The 26,343-nt window shown below is 44.1% G+C and carries 27 protein-coding genes; 14 read left to right on the top strand and 13 right to left on the bottom strand.

What is annotated here, in order from left to right; translation table 11 throughout:
- Window positions 1-23: 23 nt before the first annotated feature.
- Window positions 24-620 (top strand): bifunctional nuclease family protein, encoded by a 597-nt coding sequence (locus ACYVE4_RS11990; protein ID WP_461040117.1) that lies wholly within the window; start codon window positions 24-26, stop codon window positions 618-620.
- Window positions 621-671: 51 nt separating this feature from the next.
- On the opposite strand, the gene ACYVE4_RS11995 is transcribed toward ACYVE4_RS11990, so the two are convergent.
- From ACYVE4_RS11995 to ACYVE4_RS12005, 3 genes are all read right to left on the bottom strand, one after another.
- On the bottom strand, window positions 672-1,172 hold the full coding sequence (locus ACYVE4_RS11995) for a PPC domain-containing DNA-binding protein (RefSeq protein WP_461040119.1): 501 nt from the start codon (window positions 1,170-1,172) through the stop codon (window positions 672-674).
- A 104-nt stretch (window positions 1,173-1,276) separates the two neighbouring features.
- Window positions 1,277-3,256 (bottom strand): hypothetical protein, encoded by a 1,980-nt coding sequence (locus ACYVE4_RS12000; protein WP_461040385.1) that lies wholly within the window; start codon window positions 3,254-3,256, stop codon window positions 1,277-1,279.
- A gap of 817 nt (window positions 3,257-4,073) precedes the next feature.
- A complete protein-coding gene (locus tag ACYVE4_RS12005) occupies window positions 4,074-4,523 on the bottom strand; it encodes a PaaI family thioesterase (protein WP_461040120.1) in 450 nt (149 codons plus the stop codon).
- A 130-nt stretch (window positions 4,524-4,653) separates the two neighbouring features.
- Between ACYVE4_RS12005 and ACYVE4_RS12010 the strand changes: the two genes are divergently transcribed.
- From ACYVE4_RS12010 to ACYVE4_RS12020, 3 genes are all read left to right on the top strand, one after another.
- Window positions 4,654-5,415: a phosphosulfolactate synthase gene (locus ACYVE4_RS12010; RefSeq protein ID WP_461040122.1), complete on the top strand. Its 762-nt coding sequence runs from the start codon at window positions 4,654-4,656 to the stop codon at window positions 5,413-5,415.
- A 107-nt stretch (window positions 5,416-5,522) separates the two neighbouring features.
- Window positions 5,523-6,167 (top strand): DedA family protein, encoded by a 645-nt coding sequence (locus ACYVE4_RS12015; protein WP_461040123.1) that lies wholly within the window; start codon window positions 5,523-5,525, stop codon window positions 6,165-6,167.
- Window positions 6,168-6,240: 73 nt separating this feature from the next.
- On the top strand, window positions 6,241-6,984 hold the full coding sequence (locus ACYVE4_RS12020) for a shikimate dehydrogenase family protein (RefSeq protein WP_461040124.1): 744 nt from the start codon (window positions 6,241-6,243) through the stop codon (window positions 6,982-6,984).
- A gap of 1 nt (window position 6,985) precedes the next feature.
- Here ACYVE4_RS12020 and ACYVE4_RS12025 read toward each other — a convergent pair whose 3' ends face one another.
- The 6 genes from ACYVE4_RS12025 to ACYVE4_RS12050 form a co-directional block, all read right to left on the bottom strand.
- Window positions 6,986-7,759 (bottom strand): glycoside hydrolase family 25 protein, encoded by a 774-nt coding sequence (locus ACYVE4_RS12025; RefSeq protein WP_461040126.1) that lies wholly within the window; start codon window positions 7,757-7,759, stop codon window positions 6,986-6,988.
- A gap of 117 nt (window positions 7,760-7,876) precedes the next feature.
- Complete coding sequence (locus ACYVE4_RS12030; protein ID WP_461040127.1) at window positions 7,877-8,122, bottom strand: hypothetical protein; 246 nt, start codon at window positions 8,120-8,122, stop codon at window positions 7,877-7,879.
- Between the two features lie 133 nt (window positions 8,123-8,255).
- Window positions 8,256-8,891: a peroxiredoxin gene (locus ACYVE4_RS12035; protein WP_461040128.1), complete on the bottom strand. Its 636-nt coding sequence runs from the start codon at window positions 8,889-8,891 to the stop codon at window positions 8,256-8,258.
- A 141-nt stretch (window positions 8,892-9,032) separates the two neighbouring features.
- Window positions 9,033-9,689: a response regulator transcription factor gene (locus ACYVE4_RS12040; RefSeq protein WP_461040387.1), complete on the bottom strand. Its 657-nt coding sequence runs from the start codon at window positions 9,687-9,689 to the stop codon at window positions 9,033-9,035.
- Window positions 9,690-9,693: 4 nt separating this feature from the next.
- Window positions 9,694-11,265 carry a sensor histidine kinase gene (locus ACYVE4_RS12045; protein ID WP_461040129.1) on the bottom strand — a complete coding sequence of 524 codons (1,572 nt, stop codon included), beginning with the start codon at window positions 11,263-11,265 and terminating at the stop codon, window positions 9,694-9,696.
- Between the two features lie 110 nt (window positions 11,266-11,375).
- Window positions 11,376-12,146, bottom strand: coding sequence for a sulfite exporter TauE/SafE family protein (locus tag ACYVE4_RS12050; RefSeq protein ID WP_461040131.1), 771 nt, complete (start codon window positions 12,144-12,146; stop codon window positions 11,376-11,378).
- A gap of 115 nt (window positions 12,147-12,261) precedes the next feature.
- Between ACYVE4_RS12050 and ACYVE4_RS12055 the strand changes: the two genes are divergently transcribed.
- The 10 genes from ACYVE4_RS12055 (at window position 12,262) to ACYVE4_RS12100 (ending at window position 20,865) form a co-directional block, all read left to right on the top strand.
- Complete coding sequence (locus ACYVE4_RS12055; RefSeq protein WP_461040132.1) at window positions 12,262-12,936, top strand: heme exporter protein CcmB; 675 nt, start codon at window positions 12,262-12,264, stop codon at window positions 12,934-12,936.
- Window positions 12,937-12,950: 14 nt separating this feature from the next.
- Window positions 12,951-13,610 carry a cytochrome c biogenesis protein CcsA gene (ccsA, locus tag ACYVE4_RS12060; protein ID WP_461040134.1) on the top strand — a complete coding sequence of 220 codons (660 nt, stop codon included), beginning with the start codon at window positions 12,951-12,953 and terminating at the stop codon, window positions 13,608-13,610.
- 67 nt (window positions 13,611-13,677) lie between these two features.
- On the top strand, window positions 13,678-13,932 hold the full coding sequence (locus ACYVE4_RS12065; RefSeq protein ID WP_461040136.1) for a CcmD family protein: 255 nt from the start codon (window positions 13,678-13,680) through the stop codon (window positions 13,930-13,932).
- A 41-nt stretch (window positions 13,933-13,973) separates the two neighbouring features.
- On the top strand, window positions 13,974-14,414 hold the full coding sequence (locus ACYVE4_RS12070) for a cytochrome c maturation protein CcmE domain-containing protein (RefSeq protein ID WP_461040137.1): 441 nt from the start codon (window positions 13,974-13,976) through the stop codon (window positions 14,412-14,414).
- Between the two features lie 82 nt (window positions 14,415-14,496).
- Window positions 14,497-17,154 carry a cytochrome c biogenesis protein CcsA gene (gene ccsA, locus ACYVE4_RS12075; protein WP_461040139.1) on the top strand — a complete coding sequence of 886 codons (2,658 nt, stop codon included), beginning with the start codon at window positions 14,497-14,499 and terminating at the stop codon, window positions 17,152-17,154.
- A gap of 88 nt (window positions 17,155-17,242) precedes the next feature.
- Window positions 17,243-17,476, top strand: a complete 234-nt coding sequence (locus tag ACYVE4_RS12080) for a hypothetical protein (protein ID WP_461040141.1) — start codon at window positions 17,243-17,245, stop codon at window positions 17,474-17,476.
- A 101-nt stretch (window positions 17,477-17,577) separates the two neighbouring features.
- Window positions 17,578-18,858 (top strand): hemolysin family protein, encoded by a 1,281-nt coding sequence (locus ACYVE4_RS12085; protein ID WP_461040142.1) that lies wholly within the window; start codon window positions 17,578-17,580, stop codon window positions 18,856-18,858.
- 5 nt (window positions 18,859-18,863) lie between these two features.
- Window positions 18,864-19,520, top strand: a complete 657-nt coding sequence (gene pyrE, locus ACYVE4_RS12090; protein ID WP_461040143.1) for an orotate phosphoribosyltransferase — start codon at window positions 18,864-18,866, stop codon at window positions 19,518-19,520.
- 14 nt (window positions 19,521-19,534) lie between these two features.
- Window positions 19,535-19,987, top strand: a complete 453-nt coding sequence (locus ACYVE4_RS12095; RefSeq protein WP_461040144.1) for a (4Fe-4S)-binding protein — start codon at window positions 19,535-19,537, stop codon at window positions 19,985-19,987.
- Between the two features lie 8 nt (window positions 19,988-19,995).
- Complete coding sequence (locus tag ACYVE4_RS12100) at window positions 19,996-20,865, top strand: hypothetical protein (RefSeq protein ID WP_461040145.1); 870 nt, start codon at window positions 19,996-19,998, stop codon at window positions 20,863-20,865.
- Between the two features lie 154 nt (window positions 20,866-21,019).
- On the opposite strand, the gene ACYVE4_RS12105 is transcribed toward ACYVE4_RS12100, so the two are convergent.
- From ACYVE4_RS12105 to ACYVE4_RS12120, 4 genes are all read right to left on the bottom strand, one after another.
- A complete protein-coding gene (locus ACYVE4_RS12105; protein ID WP_461040147.1) occupies window positions 21,020-22,651 on the bottom strand; it encodes an ABC-F family ATP-binding cassette domain-containing protein in 1,632 nt (543 codons plus the stop codon).
- An 88-nt stretch (window positions 22,652-22,739) separates the two neighbouring features.
- Window positions 22,740-23,693 carry a formylglycine-generating enzyme family protein gene (locus ACYVE4_RS12110; protein WP_461040389.1) on the bottom strand — a complete coding sequence of 318 codons (954 nt, stop codon included), beginning with the start codon at window positions 23,691-23,693 and terminating at the stop codon, window positions 22,740-22,742.
- Between the two features lie 115 nt (window positions 23,694-23,808).
- A complete protein-coding gene (locus ACYVE4_RS12115; RefSeq protein WP_461040148.1) occupies window positions 23,809-25,365 on the bottom strand; it encodes a sulfatase family protein in 1,557 nt (518 codons plus the stop codon).
- Window positions 25,366-25,399: 34 nt separating this feature from the next.
- Window positions 25,400-26,317 (bottom strand): EamA/RhaT family transporter, encoded by a 918-nt coding sequence (locus ACYVE4_RS12120; protein WP_461040149.1) that lies wholly within the window; start codon window positions 26,315-26,317, stop codon window positions 25,400-25,402.
- Between the last annotated feature and the right edge of the window lie 26 nt (window positions 26,318-26,343).

Consider the following 26,343-nt stretch of genomic DNA (forward strand, 5'->3'; position numbering starts at 1 on the left):
CTAAAAATTGCTAAATTTGCGTCGTGGATAAGATTAAGCTGGAAATATTAGGACTATCGCCAAGCCAGTCGCAATCGGGTTCGTTTGCACTGGTATTGGGTGAAGAATATGGCAACCGTCGCTTGCCTATAATCATTGGCATGTTTGAAGCGCAGGCCATTGCCATTGAGATAGAGAAAATCGTTCCGAACCGTCCGATGACTCATGATTTGTTCAAGCAGTTTGCGGAACAATTCAAGTTCACGGTTCGAGAAATCATGATTTCTGATTTAAGAGAAGGGATCTTCTTTGCGAAAATCATTTGCTTTGATGGTGTTCGAGAATCGGTTATCGACGCTCGCCCATCCGATGCTATAGCCATCGGTATTCGATTCGACGTGCCTATTTATACCAACGAATCAATCTTATCAGAGGCTGGTATCACAGCCAGTGGTAGTGAAGAAGAGGAAGAACAGGAAGAACTCGTACGTTCATCCAATCGCCCTTCAACCCGCTCATTTGGCGATCAGCTCAAAAATGCTTCGTCTGAGGAATTACAGCGAATGCTTGATGAAGCGCTTGGTAATGAGGAGTATGAACGCGCAGCCAAGATTCGCGATGAAATGAGCAAACGTAATTAAATAGCCTATATTCTAAACACAAAAGCCATCGGAATCCGATGGCTTTTGTGTTTATTTCCTTCTCCGTTTTCGGATTACTAACTCACGATAGCCATTTGTCGGGTCAGGCTCTCGCGAATAGATTATATCAGGTATAACGCCAATCAAAATTTCAGCCGTAGTGTAAATTTTACAACCATCGACCAAATGTCCACCCAAGGTTTTACCCGTTGAATCAGAAACTGATAGGTGAAGGTGGCTACCATTAGTCGATAATGTTCCAACTAGAGATACAATTTCAAAATGCCCCTTCCATTCATTGATTATCGTCTGATTGGCTAACCGCAGTTTCACATCCGTTAAGCTACCCACACAAGTTAATATTGCTCCAGCGCCAATCCGTTCCTGCCGTACAATGGCTTGAATTTCTTTATTCAGATCCTGCTCTGGCCGGAGCCTAAATGAGTAAGTCTGCATTTCCGTCGAGCCAACAGGAATAATGGTACTATTGGGTTGTGCATCAAGCATGGTAATAAAACTATGAAATAGAATAAGTACTAGAAGCGTACGCATTGATTTAGGCAAGTCAATTATTTAGAAACGTACAGACTTTCACATCCATCCAACAAAAAAACCGAGAGCGTTGGCCCTCGGTTTTTTTGTTTTTATTCAGTCGATTATTCAACTCCGAACATTACATCTGCCCGGCGACCACTGTTACCGCCCCGACGACGTACTGGTTGTTTCTTCGGAGCTGGAGGAGCAAGCAGTTTAGCTTTTTGCTCACTTGTCAGCGGCTTCAGATCAGTAATTGTGTAGCTATTATCACTGATCGTCGTGTTGAAGCTACCCACCACTTGTTCAGGTTGACCGTTGCATGGCAGTTTGGTAACGGTGAACACGGCACGGAAGTATTGAACTTGTGGGCGTACTCGGCGACCTTTGAAGCGGATTGCGTTGCCGCTTTCAATTTTAGCTTTCTCAGCCTGTAACTGTTGTGCTAAACCACCTGGTAGTTCGCTCAGGTTCAGAATAACCGTGTTGGTATCGAACTCAACCTCGCTATTTGCCAGACGGCGGTTTAGGCCACGATAACGTAACCGGGTAACGGTGTCGCCCACTGAGGTAACAGTACCATTACAGTAACAGACGTTAGCCACTTCACGTGTGTATGGTGTCCGGTAATATACTTCCAGGCGTTCCAGGCGGTGACGATATTCGCACTCTGCCAGAGCAACCGTTTTCGGTTTCACACTAGCGAAGCTTGTTGTAGCCACTTCACTGATACAGGTTCCACATTTAGCCGTTTGCTTGGTATGAACCGTTACATAATAGAAACCTGGAGTCATCTGTCCAGCTGAGAAATAAGCGGCTGGGAACGTCAGTGTCGTATCGGTCGTATTTTCTAATTGAGCAATTACCTGATCCGTATTTCCTGCAACAACTGAATCCGGGCGGTAGTACAGACGAGCTGTAAAAGTCTCATTTCTCGGATTCGGCGTTGTGCTTTTCCAGCTAATCACTGGTGCTGTAGCATTTGTGTTTACTGGGGTTGTCTGCTGAGCGTTGTTGTCAACATACGATAGCGATGCTCCTTTGAGCGATGCTCCATTGAATCGAACATTCAACTCGGGCAACTGTTCGCAGGTTGGGCAGGATACGGGAGCTTTGGGGATAAGCTTTTTCTGAACAAATCCTTTCCGTACAGCTACACCAGCACTGAAACCACCATGCGTCCGTTTGAACTCGTACAGTTGATCATCGATACCATTGACGATCAGGTAGTTCAACTTAGTGATAAAGCCCTGTCCCTGAATCCCAATGTTCCAGTTATTACGACCAATTGGGAAGAAAATAGCTGCTGATCCTAATGCCCCTAAATGATATAGGTTTGAACTTGGATTTACCGAACGAATCAATCCACCACCCGTTACAAAAGAAGGAGTGCCAGGCAACGTCAGTGTCGATGGCGTGAAGGCAGCAATCGTTGCCGCTTCTGTACGGAATAAACCACCTCGTGCTCCTAATTCAATAAATGTGGTTGCATCAGGGTTCTTACGGCTCCGTGCCAGTGTAAACGTCAATACAGGACCAACTGTCAGGAACATATCTTCCGAAGCTCGCTGATTGATAGTTACCTGATTATTACTGAAGCCACGAGACGCAGCCAGACTATATAAATAGTCACGATAAATACCTCGTGTAATATAATTCTGATAACCGAACGCAGCCCCTATAGCAAACCGCAGTCGGCGGGTAGCTGGTGTCAAGAAGTAATCAACATTTGCGGTAATGTTAAAGCCCGCTCCGTTGTAAAGAGTGTTATCTCGCTTAGTCGGTCCAAAGGTGTTTTCCCAAGTACCGCAATAAGCAAAGTTGGGCCCAGCGAATAAACCAATTCGCCAGGGCGATAAACGCCGGACAAGAATAAACGTTTGAAAAGTCGTGTCACAATCGTCTAGTTCAGCCACATCACTGGCTTGCGCCTTGAAATCCGTTCTTTTTAGGGTATCGGTATAAATACCATTCCCTAATCGATAGATATTCTCGCGCATGTAACTTCCACTGGAAGTCGTTGATGATGGACTTGAGGTAGCCTGTTGAGCAAGGCTAACAGTAGGTATTGCAAAACTTAGCAACACGAGTCCAGCCAGCATCCGCAGGGGGTGTTGTTGGATAAATGTTCGCATATTTATTGAGTTAATTTGACGCAATGTTTCTAACTAAACTTTTATTCTTCCAAATGTATCTGAAAAAACTTAGCGAACGGTTAGGTCACTACGAGGGTGAATTGTTCAATTCGCTTATCATTTTTTACAAAAACCTATTACGGTTCATCGGCATCACGTATATGACTATTTTTTTGGTTAAATGTTTCTCAAAGTTTCATATATCCTAAAAAAAATATGTTTGAGCTACCTAAAACCACCTTGCATTTCGAAGAAACCTACCTGTAAAGTGTTTTACAGCTCTTAGCCATTCAATATACTGAATACACTAAACAGCCCTTTTCAGTATTTTTTTGCAATGTTAAGACTGAATTGCAAAAGTCAGTTCATCTTGTCAATATTTTTTCGCTATCTGTATCCAGTACAACTTCTACTGGGCAGTTGCTTACTATTTTTTCTACGAAATCAAAAGCAATTCTCTACTAATAATACTACTTATCTGCCTGAATTGTCTTCAAAACATCTTCTTCTTTTAATACTGGTCAATTATAGTAATAAATAGGTGATTAAAAAATAATTCTCGGACTTAGCAATGGCCAAAGCTATTTTTCTTCTTTTTGTATCAAAAAATCATCAATACATTCAACTGAAAACCCTATTTCTCATAATTCGTTCTCTTAACAAAATAATCATAGATCACCTTCTTCTTCTATGCATAGGTTCTAAAGTACCTATTACCTCTCAATTTGATAGAAAATAACTTCTTAACTAACCAATGTGTATTATGCTCTTTATCGAACTTCTATTAAAAAGGTAATTTTGCGGAGGTCTGAATCAGATTGGTAGTGCATTTGGCAATTATTTTACCATCGGTAGAGACTATACGCCCTTCACAATGAATAATATTTCTCCCCTCTCGTACTACTTCAGCCGTTGCGGTCACTACATCATTTAACCTGGCGGCATGTAAAAAATCAACTGTTAGGTTCACACTCGTAAAAGCATATTCGCGGCCCAGCGAAAACACCATAGCCCCAATTAGCTCATCCAAAATCGCCGATGCAATGCCACCATGTAATATGTTCGCCGGGTTTGTCATTTCAGGGCGAATTGTAAAATCTGCTACCAGGCGTCCATAAGTAACCTCTCGAATTATACCATTGAGCCAACGCCCTACAGGTGATATACTACTGCTCATATTCTGCCCAATTCGAGAACGGAAGAAAGCTAAACGAGTATTTTCAGAATTGTCCATATCCGGCAAAAATAGCATTTAACTAAGCTATAAGCCCATAGGACGCGATTAATTATGGACTTTCTTGGGAGGTTTCCAAGACTTGTACTACTTTTGGGCGATTTTTAATACGCTTACTTGATTACTTCGTATGAATTATACGCTTACGCAGCTCCCCGAACGGACCGCGAAACCTCGCCAGAGTGGGTTAACGATGGTCATGGATAAAGGGCTAAGTCTGCGGGAAGTAGAGGATTTCTTATCAACCTCTGCAAACTACGCCGACATTGTTAAACTGGGTTGGGCAACGTCGTTTGTTACACCAAACTTGAAAGAAAAGCTAGCCATTTATCGGTCAGTGGGCATTCCAGTTTATTTTGGTGGCACTTTGTTCGAAGCTTTTGTTGTCCGCAATCAATTTGATGAGTATCGAAAACTATTAGATAAATACGGTATGGAATATGCCGAAGTGTCTGACGGTTCCATCGATATGAGCCAGGATGACAAATGCGAATATATCCGTCAATTGGCCACTCAGGTAACCGTCCTCTCCGAAGTAGGTTCCAAAGACGAAGCGAAAATTATCCCTCCTTATAAGTGGATACAACTAATGAAGGCCGAGTTGCAGGCGGGTGCCTGGAAAGTTATTGGCGAAGCGCGAGAGGGAGGAACAGTTGGTTTATTCCGCTCCAGTGGTGAAGTTCGCCAAGGATTGGTTGAAGAAATTCTGACGCAAGTTCCCTTTGAAAGTATTCTCTGGGAAGCACCTCAAAAAGAGCAGCAAGTCTGGTTCGTAAAACTTCTCGGTGCCAATGTCAATCTCGGCAATATTGCTCCTCACGAAGTTATCCCCTTAGAAACCATTCGTTTAGGACTTCGTGGTGACACGTTTATGCATTTTTTAAGTCAATAGTCAACAGTCGATAGTCATTAGTGGCTGGCATATTTATTTCCTACAATCTAGTGACAGCGAAGCTACATGACCACTGACTCCTCTAACTATAGACTAACGACTTATATATGGATCTAATTAAATCACTACTCGATTTTTTACTTCACCTGGATCGCTATCTTGATCTGTGGGCTAATGAATATGGCGTACTTCTTTACGCCATATTATTTCTGATCGTTTTCACGGAAACAGGGCTGATTGTCATGCCACTCCTTCCTGGCGATTCATTACTCTTTGCCGCTGGAGCATTAGCGGCCCGTCCAACGAATGAGTTAAGCGTTTGGGTCATTATCCCCCTTCTCATTGGCGCAGCCCTATTAGGCGACAACGTAAATTATTTTGTTGGGAAATTTTTGGGCAACCGGATTAAAACGCGGGAGCGAATACTCTTCTTCAAACGCGAATACATTGCCGAAACCGAAAAATTTTATGCCAAATATGGCGGTCGGACGGTCATCATTGCGCGATTTATTCCTATTGTGCGCACCATTGCTCCTTTCGTAGCTGGGGCCGGTAGCATGGTATACAGCACGTATATACGCTTCTGCATTCTTGGTGCGATACTGTGGGTGACCAGCATCTCGTTACTTGGCTATTTTTTCGGTAACTTCCCGATTGTTCAGAAGAATTTTGAGCTTGTTGTTTTCGGTATTGTGGGGTTATCGATACTACCAATTATTATTGAATTTTTCAAGAAGCGCGCTCGTGCTTAAATGTGGCAATACAACCAGTCAATGTAAAGATGCCACTGCTAAATGCTGTGGCATCTTATTTTAACCCTTTTCCATGAATCGTTACGGCCTTATTGGTTTTCCACTCACGCACTCTTTCTCTCAACGGTATTTTTCAGAGAAATTCGAACGAGAAGGCATTAAGAACAGCCAATACGATTTATTCGAAATGGCCGATCTTTCGGCCTTATCAAACTTATTTAACTTATCCGGATTACGTGGGCTGAATGTAACGATTCCTCATAAACAAGCCGTCTTACCGTATCTTGATCGCCTGGATGCATCAGCCGAAAAAATTGGTGCTGTCAACGTTATCAAGCTAGAAATCGACGGTTCACGAACCGGCTATAATTCTGATTATTACGGTTTCCAAAACTCCTTACTTGACTGGCTAAAATCACTTGATCGTAAACCTACTGACTTACAGGCGTTAGTTCTAGGTACGGGCGGGGCTTCTAAAGCGGTTACCGTTGCGCTTACAGATTTAGGTATATCTTACAAGTTCGTTTCACGCACGAAAAACGCGAATGGGTTTACTTATAGCGAGTTAGACACCGTTTTAGATACTTATCAACTCATTATTAATGGCTCTCCAGTAGGCACCTATCCACGAATTGATGAAGCTCCAACTCTCCCCTATCACCTGTTGACCTCTCGACATTTGTTATACGATCTAGTCTATAATCCTGCCGAAACACTGTTTATGAAGCGTGGTCAGGCATATGGTGCAGCTGTCCATAATGGCTTACGAATGCTGGAATTGCAGGCCGAAAAAGCCTGGGAAATCTGGCAGCAATAATTTATAGGCAAATTTCCTGCATTCGGGTCTCGTCCATCACAAATACATTAAAATCGACCTGTCCACGAATGCCACTTACGTATCCATTTTGGCTATGCTGCCAGAAATATAATTTATCAAGGTCATAATTACGTAGATGCTTGGTCGAATAATCAGCTATCCAAAGTGGGTAATCGTCTAAATTTCCTTTGATATACCGCCGGTACAAATTGCCATTCGTATAAATGATGGGACGAACCTGATAGTGATCTTCAATCGTTTCCAGCCAGAGCTTGAGTCCTTCCACGATGACTTTATCTGTTTGCCCGTTTTCTACTTCAAAATCGACTACTGGCGCAAAATCGCCAGGTTTGAGCGTAACGTGACGAATAAAATTATTCGCTTGTTTTAGTGGATCTCGCGTGGGGTGAAAAAAGTGGTAGGCACCCCGATGGAGGGCTATTTTTTTGGCCTCCCGCCAATTTTTGTCGAAGTGTTTATCAGCCAGCGTCGCTCCTTCAGTTGCCTTAATAAACACAAATTGGAGTCTAATCCCTTCTGCTTCCATTTTTCGAACACTTGCCCAATTTATCCGATCATTATGCTTGGATACATCAATGCCGTGGATGGTATAACGCATAGGTAAGTGGATGCCAAAAGCCTGAACATACTGCCACTTCATTTCATCCGGCTTTTTTCGACGAAATACCCAGATACCAACCGCAACGAGCAAAAAGGCAATAATTAACCGCCCATATCGCCTAGATATAAGCTTGTATAGTACGCGAACTTTCATTCAGATCATTACTTTCCAGCTCAAAATTACAGCTTTCTTATCGAACCTAATGGAAACAAAAAGCCCATTGACTAAGCAACGGGCTCCAACTTTTATAGTATTCTAATTTAATCGTGTTTAATCGTGGCCTTCCAATTTAACTAGCTTATTGTATAAACCTAACAATAAGAAAGGAGCCGCCCATTGGCCTACAAATAAACTCCGGTTCCGGTGCCCCATCGCCTGTAAGGCTAATGAAGCTGCCATCGACCCCAAGGAGGCCCACAAGAAAAGATCTGAGGGTAATTTCGCTGTTTGTTCTTCAATAGCCGTAGCTACTGGCCCCTCAGCATGTTCTGGATTGTCATTTTGTTGCTTCGCCATCACGTTAAGATTAGTTAGTTCATAACGAAGCTCCAACTTTGTGTTTAGTCGTAAAGTTTAAAAGTTGTCGAGTTAGAAAGTTAATGGCCCCGTAGAGACACTTTCTAGCTCAACAACTTTTAAACTTTATAACTTATTTATTAGGCTGGGGAGTTGTGCGCAAATAGGGCTTCACAAACGTAACTCCTTTGGGAAATTTCCCTTCCAGCTGATCGTTTGGTACAGCTGGGGTTACAATTACGTCTTCCCCCTCCTGCCAGTCAGCAGGTGTAGCTACCTGATAATTAGCGGTTAGTTGAAGCGAATCAATTACCCGAAGTAGCTCATTGAAATTACGGCCAGTTGATGCTGGATACGTTAATGTCAATTTGATTTTCTTATCAGGCCCAATCACAAATACCGAACGAACTGTTGCTTTTTCACTGGCATTCGGGTGAATCATATCGTAAAGTGTAGCAACCGTACGGTCTGGATCAGCAATCAATGGGAAATTCACTTCTGACCCCGTAACGTCCTTAATATCTGGTGTCCAACGATTATGCGAATCCAGATCATCGACCGATACGGCAATAACTTTTACGTTTCGCTTACCAAACTCATCTTTTAGTAAGGCCGTTTTGCCCAATTCGGTCGTACAAACTGGTGTAAAATCGGCTGGGTGCGAAAACAGCATTCCCCATGAATCGCCTAACCATTCATGAAAGTGTATATGGCCCTGGGTTGTGTCGGCCTCGAAATCAGGGGCGATATCGCCTAAACGGAGTGACATAATTGAGGTGGTTTTAGTTGATAAACTCTATCTTATTAATGTAGTAAAACAAGAATGGAAAACCGGCACTAAGCCGGTTTGGTTGCAAACCTAAAAAAGAATTTGTGAGTTCACAATTTTCCAGAAAGACTCGTTGATCATTTAGATCAATTTATCCTCAACGGCCATTCGGACCAACTCGGCAGCATTGCGTACTTGCAGCCTTCGCATCATGTTAGCCCGGTGATTATCAACCGTACGGACGCTCAACTGCAATTTTTCTGCAATTTCGCGGCTGCTCATTCCAGCTACCAGAAATTGTAAAATCTCTTTTTCCTTATTCGACAACTTCGATTGGCGTTCGGTACGATTCTGCTTACTGCCTTTTTTTAGTTGCTGCATGTAGCCACTCAAAATAATCGAGGCTACCGGAGAACTGTAGTATTTTTCTCCACTGGCAATGGTGCGAATCGCCTTGATCATCTCATCCGACGAAGAATCCTTTAGAATATACCCATATGCACCAGCTTCCACTGAGCGTAGGATGTAATCTTCATTATTATGCATCGATAGCATCAGAACCCGGACATTTTTATAGAGACGAGTAACAACCTGAGCCGTTTGAATGCCCGACATACCTGGCAACGAAATATCCATCAGAATCAGATCGGGCAGTTGTTCTGGGTTTTGCTGATATGCTTTTAGTTTATCGAGCGTTTCTTCGCCATCGTTGGCTTCGTCAATAATTTCGAGGCCTTCGGCTTGTTCTAACAAGAGCCGAATACCATCTCGAACGATAGAATGATCGTCCACCAACATCAATTTAGTAGGTGTCATGTAGAGCAAAATGCGTTTGATAGGGTATGCTTATCTGTAATTTAGTGCCTTTTCCGGGTGTGGATGTAATTTTCAATTTACCATTAACCAATTTGGTGCGTTCCTGAATATTATGTAGCCCCTGTGATGGTGGACGTCCTGATCGCTTTCCTTCTCCCTTCACTTCCGGCTTTGGTTTCATTAATTCATTTGGCTGATCCGCCGGGGGAACCTTAAATCCTTGTCCATCATCGCGTACTACTAATTGTAAAGTATTTCCACGGTCTTTTAGTTCGACATGAACATGTGATGGTTTAGCATGTCTGACGGCATTACTGACGGCTTCCTGCGTAACTCGATACAACATGATTTCAATGTTCTTATCGAGTCGAGGCATATCAGGTGTCAGGTTTGTTTTAAAGGTAACATCGATTGTTTCACTTCGGTCTTGTTCTGCGAGCATTTTAATGGCAGGCACAATCCCGAAATCACTTAATACAGTGGGCATCAAGTTATTAGATATTGTTCTAGTCTCTTGAATGGTTTGTGTGACCAGGCTTTTTAACGTTTTTAGGTTTTTAGAATAAACAGGTGCTCTGTCCTGTTCACCAACAACCGTTCTCGCTAAAGTTGCATCAAGCCCTTCAATCTGCAGTTTAATAGCCGTAAGCATTTGCCCAAGCCCATCATGCAGTTCACGCGATAGTCGCTTACGTTCCTCTTCCTGTCCAGCAATTAAATAGGACGTTCGAAGCTTCTGATCGTCAATCTGTTGCTCATACTGCTGCTTCGTCGCTTCAAAGAGTTTCTGACGTGTTTCTTTCAGGGATTTGTTAGCACTGAGCAGTTTTTTGTTCGCGGCTGCTGTCTGACTTTCGGCCTCAACCAACTGAGCGAATGTCTGTCGAAGTTTGCGAGTTGCGGGTCTGAAAATAAGTAACCCGATGGCAATCAGCGTGATTAAGGTTACAATATAAGAGTAAAACTCAATGGATCGCAATGAGGCTAATTTGGCCCTTAAATCACCATTACAGACCACTACGATCCCATCAATTTTCTCCAGAAATGGCTTTTCGTTGGCCAGCATAATCCGCAAATTAGCCTGCACATCCGGTTGCCGAACCTCATCAAACCGTTTCAGCGCCATCATTCGATTAGCACTTTGCTGAAACGCTTCAAATTGGGGGCGTATAGCTACGTACAACCGCCTAACAGTATCTGGATAAGCAATTTTCACCTCGGGATTATCCGTACGCCCTTCTCTGGTTTGTAGGTGATATCGCTCAAAAACAGGAAATAGTTTTCGTAGTTCGGCTACATTTTCTTCGAAGCTTTCCTGCTCGCTTGCATCGGTTATCTGCAACACAAGCTTCACAATCTGCTGACTTTGGTGACGTTGGAGTGCTGTATAGCGCACAATACTCATTTCTTCGTCAACAACACCAAATCGCCATTGGGTTAATGCCAGCCCTACTGTTAACAGTACAGCCAGAATAATAAACATCGTCATGTATAAACGAGTGAACCGAACGGGAAAGACTGAATCGTCTTTAGGATTAAAGTCAAGTATATCCGACACAGCTGAGTAAGGAAACGATGTGATGTATAAAAGTACTCTTTTTGTTCATTCTATCCTATTGAGGCTGGTAAGGCTCAGACTTACTAGGGCAGAAGCTGATTTGCCATGGGTCAGGCGCTAAAAAATAAATCCCAGGCAAATCGTAAAATAGTTGCGGCAATAAGCATAAGAAAGAAAACCCGAATGAATTTATTGCCTTTCAAAATAGCAAGTCGTGCACCTAGAAACGCCCCTGATAAATTGGCAATCGCCATCGGAAAAGCAACTGAATAAAGAATTAACCCTTTACTGGCAAAGAAAAGCGTACACGCCAGATTCGTTGACGCATTCACTAATTTGGCGTGGGCGCTAGCTTTTAAAAAATCGAAGTTAATCAGCGCAATAAAGCCTAGTACTAGAAAGCTGCCCGTTCCTGGCCCAAAAAAGCCATCATAAAAACCAATTATGGCTCCCATCCCCCACATACGCACACGCTGCTGCTGCTCGGTAACAAGACGTTGCGTTACCTGGCCAAAGTCTTTTTTAGTGATTGTGTATATAAACACCGCAAGCAGAATCACAAACGCGAGCGGTTTCATAAAACTGTTCGGTACATGCGTAAGCGTTAACGCGCCCAGCCAGGAAGCTCCAAAGGCTATAGCCATCATTGGGCCAATGAATCGACCTTTTACAGCAACCCGTCGACTATATTGAAAAGCTCCCATCAGGCTCCCAGATAATGACGGAATTTTGGTAGTACCGATCAATAGTGGAACCGGGTATTGAGGCAGTGTAAATAAAATTGCTGGTGTTTGAATCAATCCACCACCGCCAATAATTGCATCAATGAATCCCGCCAGAAATGAAAACCCGCAGAGTGTAAGAATAGAGACGTAATCCATGAGCTAACAAAAGTAGGATAAACCGACGGAACTCGGGTTTGAACTCCATCCTTTTGTGGTTTCCTTTCGTCCTTTCCTTCGGCTGATGTAAATTTGCAGCATTAAACGAATTATAATGGCAGAATCGGTACGGCAGATGAGCGCATTGATGCGGAAGGAATTTCTGCTAGAGTGGCGTCAACGCTATGCGCTCAACGGTATGTTATTATACATTGTTGGAGCCGTATTTGTCTGCTACCTAAGTTTTAATACCCGGCGCGGCCAATTATCACCCATCGTCTGGAATACACTATTCTGGATTATCCAGCTTTTTACCGCCATCAACGCCGTTGCCAAAAGCTTCGTGCAGGAACGTGCGAGTCGTCAATTATACTATTACACATTGGTTAGCCCACAACAGATTATTCTGTCGAAAATCCTGTATAACACGGTATTAATGCTGGTACTGGCGCTTTTAGGCTTTAGTGTATATGCATTTGTTCTCGGAAATCCGGTCAACGATTTACTGCTTTACTTGCTGGTACTTGTGCTCGGGGCTATTGGGTTTGCGGCATCACTAACGCTCGTATCAGGAATAGCCAGCAAAGCCGAAAATCCGGCTACGTTAATGGCCATTTTGAGTTTCCCTGCGATTCTACCTTTGTTATTGATGTTATTGAAAGTTTCAAAAAATGCCATGGACGGTCTTGATCGAGGCAGTAGTTGGAGCGAAATCGGAACAATACTCTCAATTGATGCGATTGTGATAACACTGTCGTGGTTGTTATTCCCGTTTTTATGGCGGAGTTGAATTTTGTTTAAACAATGAAAAAGAACTGGTGGAAGGCCCTGGCGGTCTTAATTTTAACCTACGTACTACTAAAAGGTCTGCTTGGTGTAGTGCCTCGTCAGCCTATTCTGAATGAGAGCATCAGGAATGTATATTTCCACGTACCACTCTGGTTTGGGATGCTACTGCTTTTGCTTACATCAGCGGTTTATTCCATCCGTTACTTACGTAGCGGGCGCTCTGACGATGATTTAGTTGCCGTAGAGTTCACGAATACAGCTATTCTATTTGGCCTTCTGGGTTGTGCAACGGGTTCTATCTGGGCTAACTTTACTTGGGGTGAACCTTGGCCAAATGACCCAAAGCTTAATAGTGTAGCCGTAGGTATGCTCATGTATATGGCTTATCTGATTCTGCGTGGTTCGTTTGATGATGAACAACGACGCGCTCGCATTTCGGCGATTTATAATATTTTCGCTTTTGCTGTATTTATCCCGCTCATTTTCGTACTCCCACGTTTGACCGATTCGCTGCACCCAGGTAATGGAGGTAATCCGGCGTTTGGCAAGTATGATATGAACAATGCTATGCGTATGGTGTTCTACCCGGCCGTTATTGGTTTTACATTACTGGGCGTTTGGATTACCGAATTACGGGTACGGATGGGCCGAGTGAAAGCCGCTTTAGATGACTAAAGTCATTTAAAGTCCCGGAATGATTCAATCTATTTTTACGTTATCGTTACAACTCTTTTTAATTCAAATGCGCTTATCTCTTTTGTCGAAAGCTCCGCTGGCTGCATTACTCCTGCTTAGCCAACACGTTTTGGCTCAACAACCTGTATCAGCCGGGGTTGAAATGGCCGACAGGCTTCGGGCTGATGGCAAAATATGGGTCGTGGTAGCCGTTATTGCAGCCGTGTTTCTCGGTATTATTCTTTATCTGGTACGTCTTGACCGACAAATCGGGAAGATAGAAAAAGAAGTAAAAGAAAAATCGTTAGTCAATAGTCGATAATTCTAGAACAGCTTATTGTTGATTGACAACCAATTATTACTATGAAAATCTCTCACATTATCGGCATCATTATTATCGCTGTTGCGATTGGAATTATCGCTAGTACCGCTGGCGATGCTAGCGTTTATACGACTTTCACGAAAGCCGAACAAATGGCTAAGGATGGTGACGCCAATTCGATTCACGTAGTCGGCAAACTCAAAAAAAATGCCCAAGGTCAGATCGTAGACATGTTCTATAATCCCGCCATCGACCCAAATCATTTTGAGTTTTCACTCGTCGATACGGACAACCGATTGCAGAAAGTAGTGTATAATAGTCCTAAACCACAGGATTTCGAACGGTCGGAGCAAATTGTGATTATCGGCAAAATGCAGGGCGACCATTTTCAATGCAACAAAATTCTGCTGAAATGTCCTTCAAAATATCAGGACGGCAAACTCGAAACCACCGAACACGAGGCTAAAACAGCTCAACTATAAAAGAGCAAAAGAGTGGACATGTACTCTGAGCGTTTTTCACTCTTTCACTCCGCATCGGCGGTCCGATTTCACTCTTTCACCTATGATACATACAACTGTCGGGCAACTCGGCCATTTTTTTGTTATCTTATCGTTTGTGACCGCTCTAGTCGCTACAATCGGTTATTTTTTATCGGCACTGGGTCGTCAAACAACGGTTCAGGTCGAGCCAGTTGAAGAGCCCCAGTTAGCCTATGCCGGAGAAGCAGCAGAGGGGAAGGCGAGTTTTGGAGGGAAAACGGCCAAACGAAAAAACAAATCGGTTGCTTCGGCACCACCCGCCCGCGATGAGTGGCGAACACTGGCACGATGGGCTTTCTATGTACATGGAGCTGCCATTGTAGGCGTATCAAGCTGCCTGTTCTACATCATTTTCAATCATTATTTCGAATACCATTACGCGTGGAGCCACTCGTCGCGAGCATTGCCGATTAAGTACATGATTGCCTGTTTCTGGGAAAGCCAGGAAGGATCATTTCTACTTTGGCTATTCTGGAATGCAGCATTGGGTGCTATCCTGATACCAACCAGCGGTAGCCGATGGGAAGCTCCTATGATGGCTATTTTCGCCTTGGTGCAGGCTTTTCTGGCATCAATGATTCTGGGAGTCGTTTTTGGCGATACATTCAAAATAGGATCGTCGCCTTTCCTGTTATTAAAAGAAGCGATGCCCGATGCGCCCATTTTTGCGACAGATCCCAATTTTATTCCGAAAGATGGTAACGGCTTGAATCCCTTACTCCAGAATTACTGGATGGTAATTCACCCCCCAACTTTGTTCCTTGGCTTTGCACTTACCCTGGTTCCGTTTGCGTTCTGTATAGCCGGACTCTGGCGTAATCAACCCACAGAATGGATTCGCCCTGCGCTTCCGTGGACACTTTTTGGAGCCCTGATCCTAGGCGTCGGAATCATGATGGGTGGTTACTGGGCTTACGAAACGCTTAATTTTGGTGGGTACTGGAACTGGGACCCAGTAGAAAATGCCGTATATGTTCCGTGGCTGGTAATGGTCGGTGCCTTACACACTATGCTGATTGCTAAACGTAGTTCAACAGGTCTCAAATCAGCAATTATACTGACTATCGGCACGTTCTTACTTGTGCTGTATGCTACCTTTCTGACTCGCAGTGGTATTCTCGGAAATGCTTCGGTACACTCGTTTACGGATTTGGGCTTATCCGGTCAGTTATTAATTTATCTACTGGTGTTTGTCGTATTAGCCATCTTGCTGGCTGCCAACAAATGGAAATTCATTCCAAGCGACGAAAAAGAAGCATCGGTTTATACTCGAGAATTCTGGCTATTTATTGGCGCTACGGTACTGTGTCTGTCGGCTTTCCAGGTCATTGCCACTACGTCGATTCCGGTTTATAATAAAATACTGGAATCGTTCGGTAAAATTTCGAATCTCGCCCTACCGACCGACCAGATGGCTCATTATGGCAAATTCCAAACCTGGTTTTTTGCCGCCATTGCCCTGTTGACCGGTATTGGTCAGTTTATGTGGTGGCGGAAAATTGAGAACAAAAAATGGGATGCCCTTATTACACCTGCCATTTTAACATTACTTGTTAGTGCCGCTATCATTGCGTTTGGTTCGCTTAAGAATCCAACATACATGGCCTTGCTGGTTGCATCGGTATTTGCACTGATGACCAATGGTACCATTCTGCTGGGTATCATTCGCGGAAATTATCGGCTGACTGGCGGTGCTATCGCTCACATCGGTATGGCATTGATGCTTATCGGCATTTTGTATTCGGCAGGTTATTCACGGGTCATTTCGCTGAATAATAGCGGGCTGATGATTTCGAAGACGGACGACTTTACAAAGAACGACAATAAAGAAAATAAAGAGAACGTACTGCTTTGGCTCAATCAGCCCGAGCGGATGGATAAATACCAACTAACCTATCGCGGTCAGTTTGTGGAGGTTCGCGACGTTCCGGGTTATATCCCTCGCAACGATGTATCGGTAATCGAAGGTGATTTCCACGGTATTGCCAAGCGCGACATTACGCAGGATGGTAAGGTCTATCATAAGAAAGGGGATACACTGGCTTTATATCCTGAGAATGTGCATTATGGCGTTGAATACCGTGAGCCGAACGGACAGATTTTTACACTGTACCCACGTTTGCAGGTCAACGCACGTATGGGTGTAGTGCTATCGCCTGATATTAGTCGTTCCTTACCACGCGACATCTACACGTATGTAGCTACGGCCCCCGATCCAATGGCTGAGGAGCAGTGGGAAAAAACAGAAACATATTCGGTTGCTATCAAAGACACATTTTTCCTCAACGATTACGTAGCCATTCTGGACGATGTCACACGAACGAATGAAGTGGAAGGGGTCGAAATAGGGCAAACAGATGCTGCCGTTCGGGCCCGGGTTCGCGTACTCGACAAAAACGGGGAGCATACGCTAAACCCTGCTTTCATTATTAAAGACCGGATGGTGGCTCATCCTGCCGAAACGAGCGATGAATTAGGTGTGCGTATTCAATTAAATGAAATCGATCCACGTACAGGGAAATTCACCTTCGCCGTAAACCGAACCCAGCGCGATTACATCGTGATGAAAGCCTTTGAAAAACCCCTTATTAACGTTCTCTGGATTGGTACATTGATCGTTGTATTAGGGTTTGCACTGGCAACCGTCCGGCGCTACCGGGAATTCAGACTAAGTCGATAAGAGTCAATAGCTGTCAGTCAACAGTCGATAGTATTTTATTACGTCTGGCAACTGACGACTACGAACTATCCACTATTGACTACTTTTTATGAAACTGAAACTCTCTGAAATATTGATGCTTTCGGCAGCTGCCGGTTTCCTGATTCTCTGGATTGCTGAGTATCAGCGCACAACATTTGCCGAGAGCTACTGGCTACTTATGCTCTGCCTGGGCTTTTTGCTGGCCTTTCAATATGTTAAAAACAAACGGCTCGACCGTGAAAAAACAGTCTCCCCCACCATTAAACAAATGGTAGAAGACCGGAAGAAGAAGAAAAAATGAGTAAAAAGTGATGAACAATGAGTGATGAGTTTGCTGCCGAACTGAGTATATGTTGGCGACAGCAAACTCATCACTCATCTCTTATCACTCACCTCTAAACTATGGAGTCTTACGTCCTTTTATTCGGAGCCTTACTCGCCCTGGTGCTGGCCGGTTTTTTTTCGGCTGTCGAAATGGCGTATGTATCGGTAAACCGATTGTATTTTGAACTACACAGTAAGCAAGGCCCATTAGGAGAGAAGTTAGTATCAGGCTTTCTCAAGAATCCAATTCTGTTTGTTGGCACAACCCTGACTGGCAATACGCTTTTTCTGGTACTTTATACAGTACTAGGCGTCATGGCCCTGAACCCGCTACTACTGATTGTGTTACCTCAATCGTGGGCAACTCATGAGTTTGCGGTCATTGCTATTGAAACGGTTATCCTAACGGTAATTTTTCTGCCTTTCGCGGATTACATTCCCAAAAGTCTCGCCCTGATCCACCCTGACCGATTTCTGGAAGGATTAGCCGTACCACTTTGGGTGATTTACAAAGCCATTGCCCCTATTGTGCGGGTACTGGTTGGAACGGCTCGATTTTTTATTCGCTACATTTTAGGTAAGCGCAATCCAGAAATCCGACCTGTTTTTGGTCTGACAGACTTGAATCAATACCTTCAGCAACTAAACCAGAAAGCTGATACGGAGAAGGAAGTAGAGGTAGATACCGAAATTTTCAACAATGCCATCGAGTTTAGGGATGTACGTGTACGTGATTGTCTGGTGCCTCGCACTGAAATTACGGCCATTGATGTAGATGATTCAGTCGAAGAATTAAGGCAGGCTTTTCAGGATAGCGGTCACTCAAAAATTCTTGTGTATCGCGACACAATCGACGATGTTATTGGCTATTGCCATGCGCTCGCTCTATTCAAAAAGCCAGCTACGGTTGCTGAAATTATTACGCCAATTATTACCGTTCCCCAAACCATGCCCGCTCAGGATTTATTTCTTCGCTTTTTGGCCGAGCGGAAAAGTCTGGCTTTAGTCGTCGATGAGTTTGGTGGTACAGCCGGTATTGTGAGCATTGAAGATATGGTCGAGCAGATTTTTGGCGAGATTCAGGATGAATACGATACCAACGAAGATTGGATTGAGCAAAAACTTGATGAGTCGACCTGGTTATTAAGTGCCCGCCATGAGATTGACAATCTGAATGAAACGTACGGATGGAATATACCCGAAGGTAGTTATGATACACTTGGAGGCCTCATTCTGGCAACACATGAGGACGTTCCCCAGGTGGGACAAACAATTGAGTTTTCGCCCTTCACCTTTACCATTGTCTCAATGGATGGCACCCGAATCGATACAGTCAAAGTTCACGTTAACAAAGAATAATAGGAATGGAAACCAGCCAATCGGCAACGACATCGTCTATCTCACAAACTGTAGCACGTTATCTGCTTGAAGTACAGGCAGTACGACTTCAACCTGATCAACCTTTTACCTGGAGTTCTGGCTGGAAATCGCCTATTTATTGTGACAATCGCGTAACACTGGCCCATCCTGAGGTACGTAGGTATATCAAAAACGCATTAGCAGACGCTATTAGTCAACAATTCCCTGATGTTGAAGTTATTGCCGGTGTTGCTACGGCAGGTATTCCCCAAGGAGCACTCGTTGCCGATGCGCTGAATCTCCCTTATTGTTACGTTCGTCCAGAGCCCAAAGCGCATGGTATGGGCAAGCAAATTGAAGGTCATCTGGCAGCGAGTCAACGTGTGGTGGTAATTGAAGACTTGATTTCGACGGGCGGTAGCTCATTAAAAGTAGTTGATGCCTTGCGCACAGCAGGCGCTGATGTATTGGGGATGGCCGCCATCTTTACCTACGGATTTCCTCTGGCAGATCATAATTTCGCTAGTAAACAAGTTCCTTTAGTCTGTTTAAGTAATTACGATGCCCTCGTAACGGAAGCACAAATACTCGATTATATCCCAGCCAGTGCGATGGAATCATTAGCCGCCTGGCGACAAAATCCGTCGAATTGGGGTAAATAAACCTGAATACAATTATGAATCCGTCTGACCATAAACCAGCTCCTGATATTACGAAAACATACACCAACGGTGAAATTACGGTCGTCTGGAAACCAGCGGTGTGTATTCATTCCAAACTCTGCTGGACGCAGTTGACCGAAGTTTTTAATCCGCGAAAACGCCCCTGGATTGCTATTGATGGGGCGAGTACCGAACGAATCACCGAGCAGGTTGATCGTTGCCCGTCGAAAGCATTAAGTTATTTCCGAAACGAAGAGTCGATTAAGCCTTCTGATATTCAGGCCGAAAGTATCGTAGAGCCGCTGCCGAATGGTCCATTACTCGTTTATGGCAATCTTCGTGTAAAAGATGCGAGTGGCAATGAAACTCAGAAAAATAACGTCACTGCGTTCTGTCGATGCGGTGCCAGTAGCAATAAACCCTATTGTGACGGTTCGCACGTAAAGGTTGGTTTTACAGCTAACTAATTCGGTTTATGATCGGTAAGAAGATAGCGGAGCGAATCGGTCAGCCTGATTTGATTGACATCCTCACCAATCAGTTAACAGGCTCTGAACTGACTTCTCTATTGTTAGATGTATTCAGCCAGAAAACCGCTCAACAATTCCCTGCCGATCTTCTAAGAGCCTATCAAACTAATCGATTTGTAAAACCAGCCGATATTGATGCATCAGGATTACGGTTGCTGGAGACAGAAGCTCTGACAGTTTTCAGCAAATTCGGCTTCACTCCGATTGAATTATCGCCAGTCGCCCCTCTGGGAAGTTGTTCCGTTGTCGCCACGGCCGATCAAAATAAAATCCTCTCAGCCACTCGCCAAATGGAGGTTATGGCCGACGCGACGAATTCACTGGCTCTTCACGTTGCGGATCTTAAACGCAGTCGAAAAGGTAGTTTATCAACTGATTTCCTTCGTTTTAGTACCGTACATCGTCACCTTCGAACACCACCAGTACCGAATCTTCCGGGTTTTCGACCACACTTCAAAATCGCCTGTTTCGTAACAGCAGGTCGCGATCTTGGAAATTATCAATTCGAGAGAGACGCACTTCGCGATCAACTCACGATGATGACAGCTTTCTTTCGGGATGCGCTTCATATCGATAGTCTATTGTTTAAACTATACCCTCGTAAAGGCTACCCTGATCCTATTGATTTCGTCAGTAAACTAGGCGATTATCTCTATCAGCAATCTCCGAATCTATCTGTTGACGTTGTCCGAGAAGAGCCTAACGACAATAATTATTACAAGGGATTACAATACAAAATGCTCATTACGCTGAATGGGCAAACAATTGATATTGGCGATGGTGGTTTCGTAGATTGGACACAGCAATTACTATAGAATAAAAAAGAACGCTTGCTGACAGCGGGTATTGGTATTGAACTGCTATATCGGCTGCTTAATCCGGCATAAGTTTGCCCAGAAGAACGTCTAAAACAAAAGGGTATCAGGTGAAATAACCTGATACCCTTTTTCACTAAATAAGTTGGTTTAATTACGCTACCGCTTCGTACAATTCCTCGCGTTGTTGTTTCACGCGCGCATCACTGATGAACTCATCGTAAGTCATTAGTTTATCGATGATGCCGTTCGGTGTAATTTCGATTATACGGTTGGCAATGGTCTGCACAAACTGGTGGTCGTGCGAAGTAAATAAAATCGGACCTTTAAAGTCGATCAACCCGTTATTAAGCGACTCGATAGATTCCAGATCAAGGTGGTTTGTTGGCTCATCGAGTAGCAGGACGTTAGCGCCCGATAGCATCATTTTCGAGAGCATACACCGGACTTTTTCACCCCCACTCAACACGGTTGCTTTCTTCAATGATTCTTCGCCGGAGAATAGCATCCGACCCAGAAATCCGCGAATAAAACTTTCGTCTTTCTCTGTCGAATACTGTCGTAACCAATCGACCAAACTCAAATCGGTCTGGAAGAACTTGTCTTTTTCAGCATCGGTCGGGAAATACGACATGGTGATTGTAATTCCCCATTTGAACGTTCCTGAGTCCGCTTTACGCTGATCTGCCAGAATATCCATCAACGCTGAAACAGCCAATCCATCGCGGCTGTATAGGAAAATTTTATCTTTTCGATTAACAGTAAACGACAGATTTTCAAACAATTTCGTACCGTCTTCGGCCGTATAAGTCAAATTTTCAACCGTCAGAATCTGGTCGCCAGGCTCACGTTCCGGTTTGAAATTGACATACGGATATTTCCGGGACGAAGGCTGAATATCATCAATCGTAAGTTTTTCAAGCAATTTCGCCCGGCTGGTAGCCTGTTTCGATTTGGACGCATTGGCCGAAAAGCGCCGAATGAATTCTTCCAATTCTTTCCGTTTATCTTCCGTTTTCTTATTCTGATCCTGCCGTTGTTTTAAGGCCAACTGGCTTGATTCATACCAGAATGTGTAGTTACCCGCAAATAGCTTTACCTTACTAAAATCAATATCAACGATCTGCGTACAAACCTGATCCAGGAAGTGCCGGTCGTGTGATACGACGATTACAGTATTATCGAAATTCGCCAGGAAGTTTTCGAGCCAGATGCTGGATTCTACATCAAGATTGTTGGTCGGCTCGTCAAGCAGCAGAATATCTGGATTACCAAATAAAGCCTGCGCCAGCAGCACCCGCACTTTCTCCGAACCATTCAGATCCGTCATTTGTGCATAGTGCATATCCTCTTTAATACCCAGTCCCGAAAGCAGCGAAGCCGCATCCGAATCAGCATCCCAGCCGTTCATTTCGGCAAATTCAGCTTCCAAATCAGCCGCCCGTTCGCCGTCGGCATCCGTAAAGTCCGTCTTTGCGTAAAGGGTATCTTTTTCCTGCATGATATCATACAGGCGTTTGTTACCCATAATAACCGTTTGCAGTACCGGAAACTCATCGTAGGCCGATTGATTCTGGTTCAGAACAGACATCCTCTCGCCGGGCGTGATTGATACACCTCCTGTTTGCGGTTCAATTTCGCCCGATAAGATTTTCAGAAACGTTGATTTTCCGGCACCGTTAGCGCCGATCACGCCATAACAGTTGCCGGGAGTAAATTTTATATTGACATCGTCGAAGAGCACCCGCTTACCATAGCGTAGTGAGACGTTTTGTACAGAAAGCATAAATTGATTTTCCGTTCAGATTGAACCACAAAGATACTAAATTCTGGTGGATTTCAGGTGTTTGAACAAGACCTACATAGTGGTCAATTTACCTGTCGCGCACGCAGCGAAAGCCTAGATTATTGCTACCACTACTCACTTCACCTTTCCCACGACTGCCTGCTTTATAGCGAATACAATAGTCGTCGCTGCATAGAAAAGACCCTCCACGCTGCACTCGCTTTACGGCTCCGGGTTCTTCAGGGTCGTAGCTATCCGACGGGCCTTGTGGATTGTTTTTAGCCGATTTCATGTAGTAATCTGGCCGGTAAAAATCCTGGCACCACTCCCATACATTGCCATCCATATCGTATAAACCATACGGATTCGGAGGAAATGACTTTACCGGAGCAACGCCCGCAAACCCATCTTCAGCCGCATTATGATCCGGAAAACTCCCCTGATAAATATTAGCGACCCATTTCCCTTTAGGTTTCAATTCGTTTCCCCAATAATATGTGCGAGTTCCTTTACCACCTTGTGCAGCAAACTCCCACTCGGCTTCAGTAGGCAAGCGTTTTCCAGCCCATTTGGCATAAGCCATTGCATCATCATAGCTCACATGAACAACGGGTTCATTTTCATGCCCTTTGAGCGTAGTTGATGGTCCTTTGGGATGATTCCAGCTAGCGCCTTTGACGTACTCCCACCATTGCAATGGATTCGTCAACGATACCTTTTGAGCTGGTGGCGTAAAAACAGCCGAACCTGGTACGAGTTGTTCTTTCGGTACGCCCGGATAATCGGTTGGATTTAGTGGTCGCTCGGCAATGGTTTTATAGCCTGTTGCTGCCACAAAACGGGCAAATTCAGTATTCGTCACTTCGTGATCGTCCATCCAGAACCCATTTACAGTAACCGGGTGAACGGGTCGTGCATCAACAAATTCATCGGCCCCCATCAGGAAATTACCGCCCGGAATCCAAACCATACTGGTCGTATCTCCCCCACCCGATCCAGCGCCAGCAGCCGATTGACGAATCGCAGCTGCCCGCGAAGGCATTCCTTTGGCAACACAGTTTGCGCCCGAATCTGGAGTGGTTTCGGCCTGTTTTCCGGCCGTTTTATCACTCGATTGACAACTAAAAACACTACTAATCAATAAAGCTCCTACTAAATTAAGGAGTTGTACTTTCCACAATTTTAAGAGCTTCATCGTCCTTGTATTTCTGTATTTGCTCCTTCAGTTTCGTTTTCAGATCAGCGGTTATGGCTTCGTATCCTTTCTGACCATAGAGATTTCGCACTTGATTCGGATCTTTTTTCAGATCGTACAACTCCCAGAAATCTTTAGGGCCATAGAAGCGAACCAGCGTGTATTGTTGCGTACGAAGTCCCAGATGCGGATAAACGTGGTGCGGAACGGGATATTCGTAATAATGATAATAAGCTTCCTTACGCCAGGGAATTTTTTGACCTTTCAACAAAGGTACAAACGATTCTCCCTGCATCTCTTTAGGAACGTCTGTACCTGTTAGATTTAACAACGTAGGTGCCCAATCGATATTGGAAACCAATTCATTGATTTCGGTATGGGGTTTAATCACACCCGGATATCTGACGACAAACGGCGTTCTTAACGATTCTTCATAAATAAATCGCTTATCGAACCAGCCATGTTCGCCCATATAAAAGCCCTGATCAGATGCATAAACTATTACCGTATTTTTTGCCAATCCTGTAGCATCTAAATAGTTGAGTAGTTTACCAATATTACGATCCAGTGCGTTCGCCGTTGCCAGATAATCCCGCAGATACCGTTGGTATTTCCACTCCACCAGAGCTTTACCGGAAAGCTTTAGCGCATCAAATTCTTTACTGACTTTATTTTCGTAATAGGCATAAAATTCTTTTTTCTGACCCGGCGTAAAGCGATTATAAATACCACTTTTTACATAGTCGGCATGCACTTTCAAATCTTCTTTCAAGCGCATCGTTTTGTCGATGGTCATGTCCTGATCTTTAGCCGCTTCACGTCCGGCATAGTCATCATAGAAGGTTGCGGGGAGCGGAAATTTCACTTTATCATAAGCGCCTAAATCGGGTAAATCAGGCAGCCATTCGCGGTGTGTTGCTTTGTGGCCTACAACCAGAAAAAACGGTTTCGACGCGTCACGCTGATTCAGCCAATCCAGCGACAGTTTCGTAATGACATTACTGACATAACCGAGATAGCGAACCGTATCTTTTTTGCCATTTACGAAATCCGGATTGTAATAGTCGCCCTGCCCCGGCAGCACGTTCAAGTAATCGAACCCATTTGGCAATGCGCCCAGGTGCATTTTACCAATCCAGGCCGTCTGATAACCACTTTTTTGCAATTCTTCTGTGAACACTGGCTGGTTGACATCAAAAACCTTCTCATTTAGCTTGTAGCCGTTGAGGTGGCTGAATTTTCCGGTCAATAACGTCGCTCGGCTTGGCCCGCAAATGGAATTAGTAACAACGTTTGCATGCAGAATAGCGCCCTCATTCGCAATTCGGTCAATATTGGGTGTTTTCGCTAATTTACTTCCGTAGGCGCTAATAGCCTGATAAGCGTGATCATCCGAAAAAATAAAGATGATATTGGGTCGGCCTTTGGGCTGGGCTTCCTGTTGATTAGGAGTAAGATTGAGAAAAGCACTCAACCCCGTTAAGGCTATAAGCGAGCCGATAATCCATTTTACGGTCATAGGTCATTTACCAGATTTGTTGGATAAGATTATCCTACAGTATTTCTACCAATTCCTGCCACGAAATCAGTCCAATCGACACTACGGCCAGCACCAGACCAATTTTATTAGCCACAGAAAGTTTTTCACGAAAGAATAAAGCCGCCATCAGCGCAGCCACCAGAATCACGCCAATATTATAGAGCGGATAAACAAACGCGCCATTTCCACCAAAAGCCGACAAGGCCGTCACTAACGTGTAGAAACTCAGAAAATTGGGGATACCCAGTGTTACAGCACCAATCAAATTTCGGGACTTAATTGTCTCTTTCCTCTGCACGATTCGAATAATCAGCATTACCAAACCAGCTACAATGGCACCAATCACCATTGTCAGTGTTACCTGAACCGTTTTATCAGCGGAGGGAATATACCGCAGATTCATGTAATTAATCATCGTATTCGTTGCTCCGTAGAATAGAAAGACAGCGACAGGAAGAAGTACATTACTTCGTGATTTGCCAGATAGAATTTCCGAATTAGTGTTGGTTGGCTCTGGTTTGTAGGTACTTAATCCAACCGCAATCACAGCCAACATCAAACCCAGATAATTAAGCGTATCAAAGATTTTACCCCCCGTCTGAAACACAAACAGGCTGAAACATACGGGAATAACAAGCGATAAATTGTTTGCCAATGATGTAACTGTAATACCCATACGTTGGGTGGAAGCCCCTGATAACAAAAACGTTATGATAAACCCTACGCCTAGTAGAAATGCCAGCCAGGTCCAGGGTTGCGAGAAATCGATGGTAAAGGACTGTCCGGCAGGCAACAAGGCCAATCCCGTTAGAAAACAAACAGGGTAATTGAATACAATCGCCTGAAACGTATCTACTTCATAACGCGGAAATACACGGAAGTTCAAGAGCAGCAACACCGAAAGCAGGATGCTAAGGGCTAAAAAGAGCATGAGCTTGGCAAATGGATTGGTAATTT

Source organism: Spirosoma harenae, from assembly GCF_054776975.1.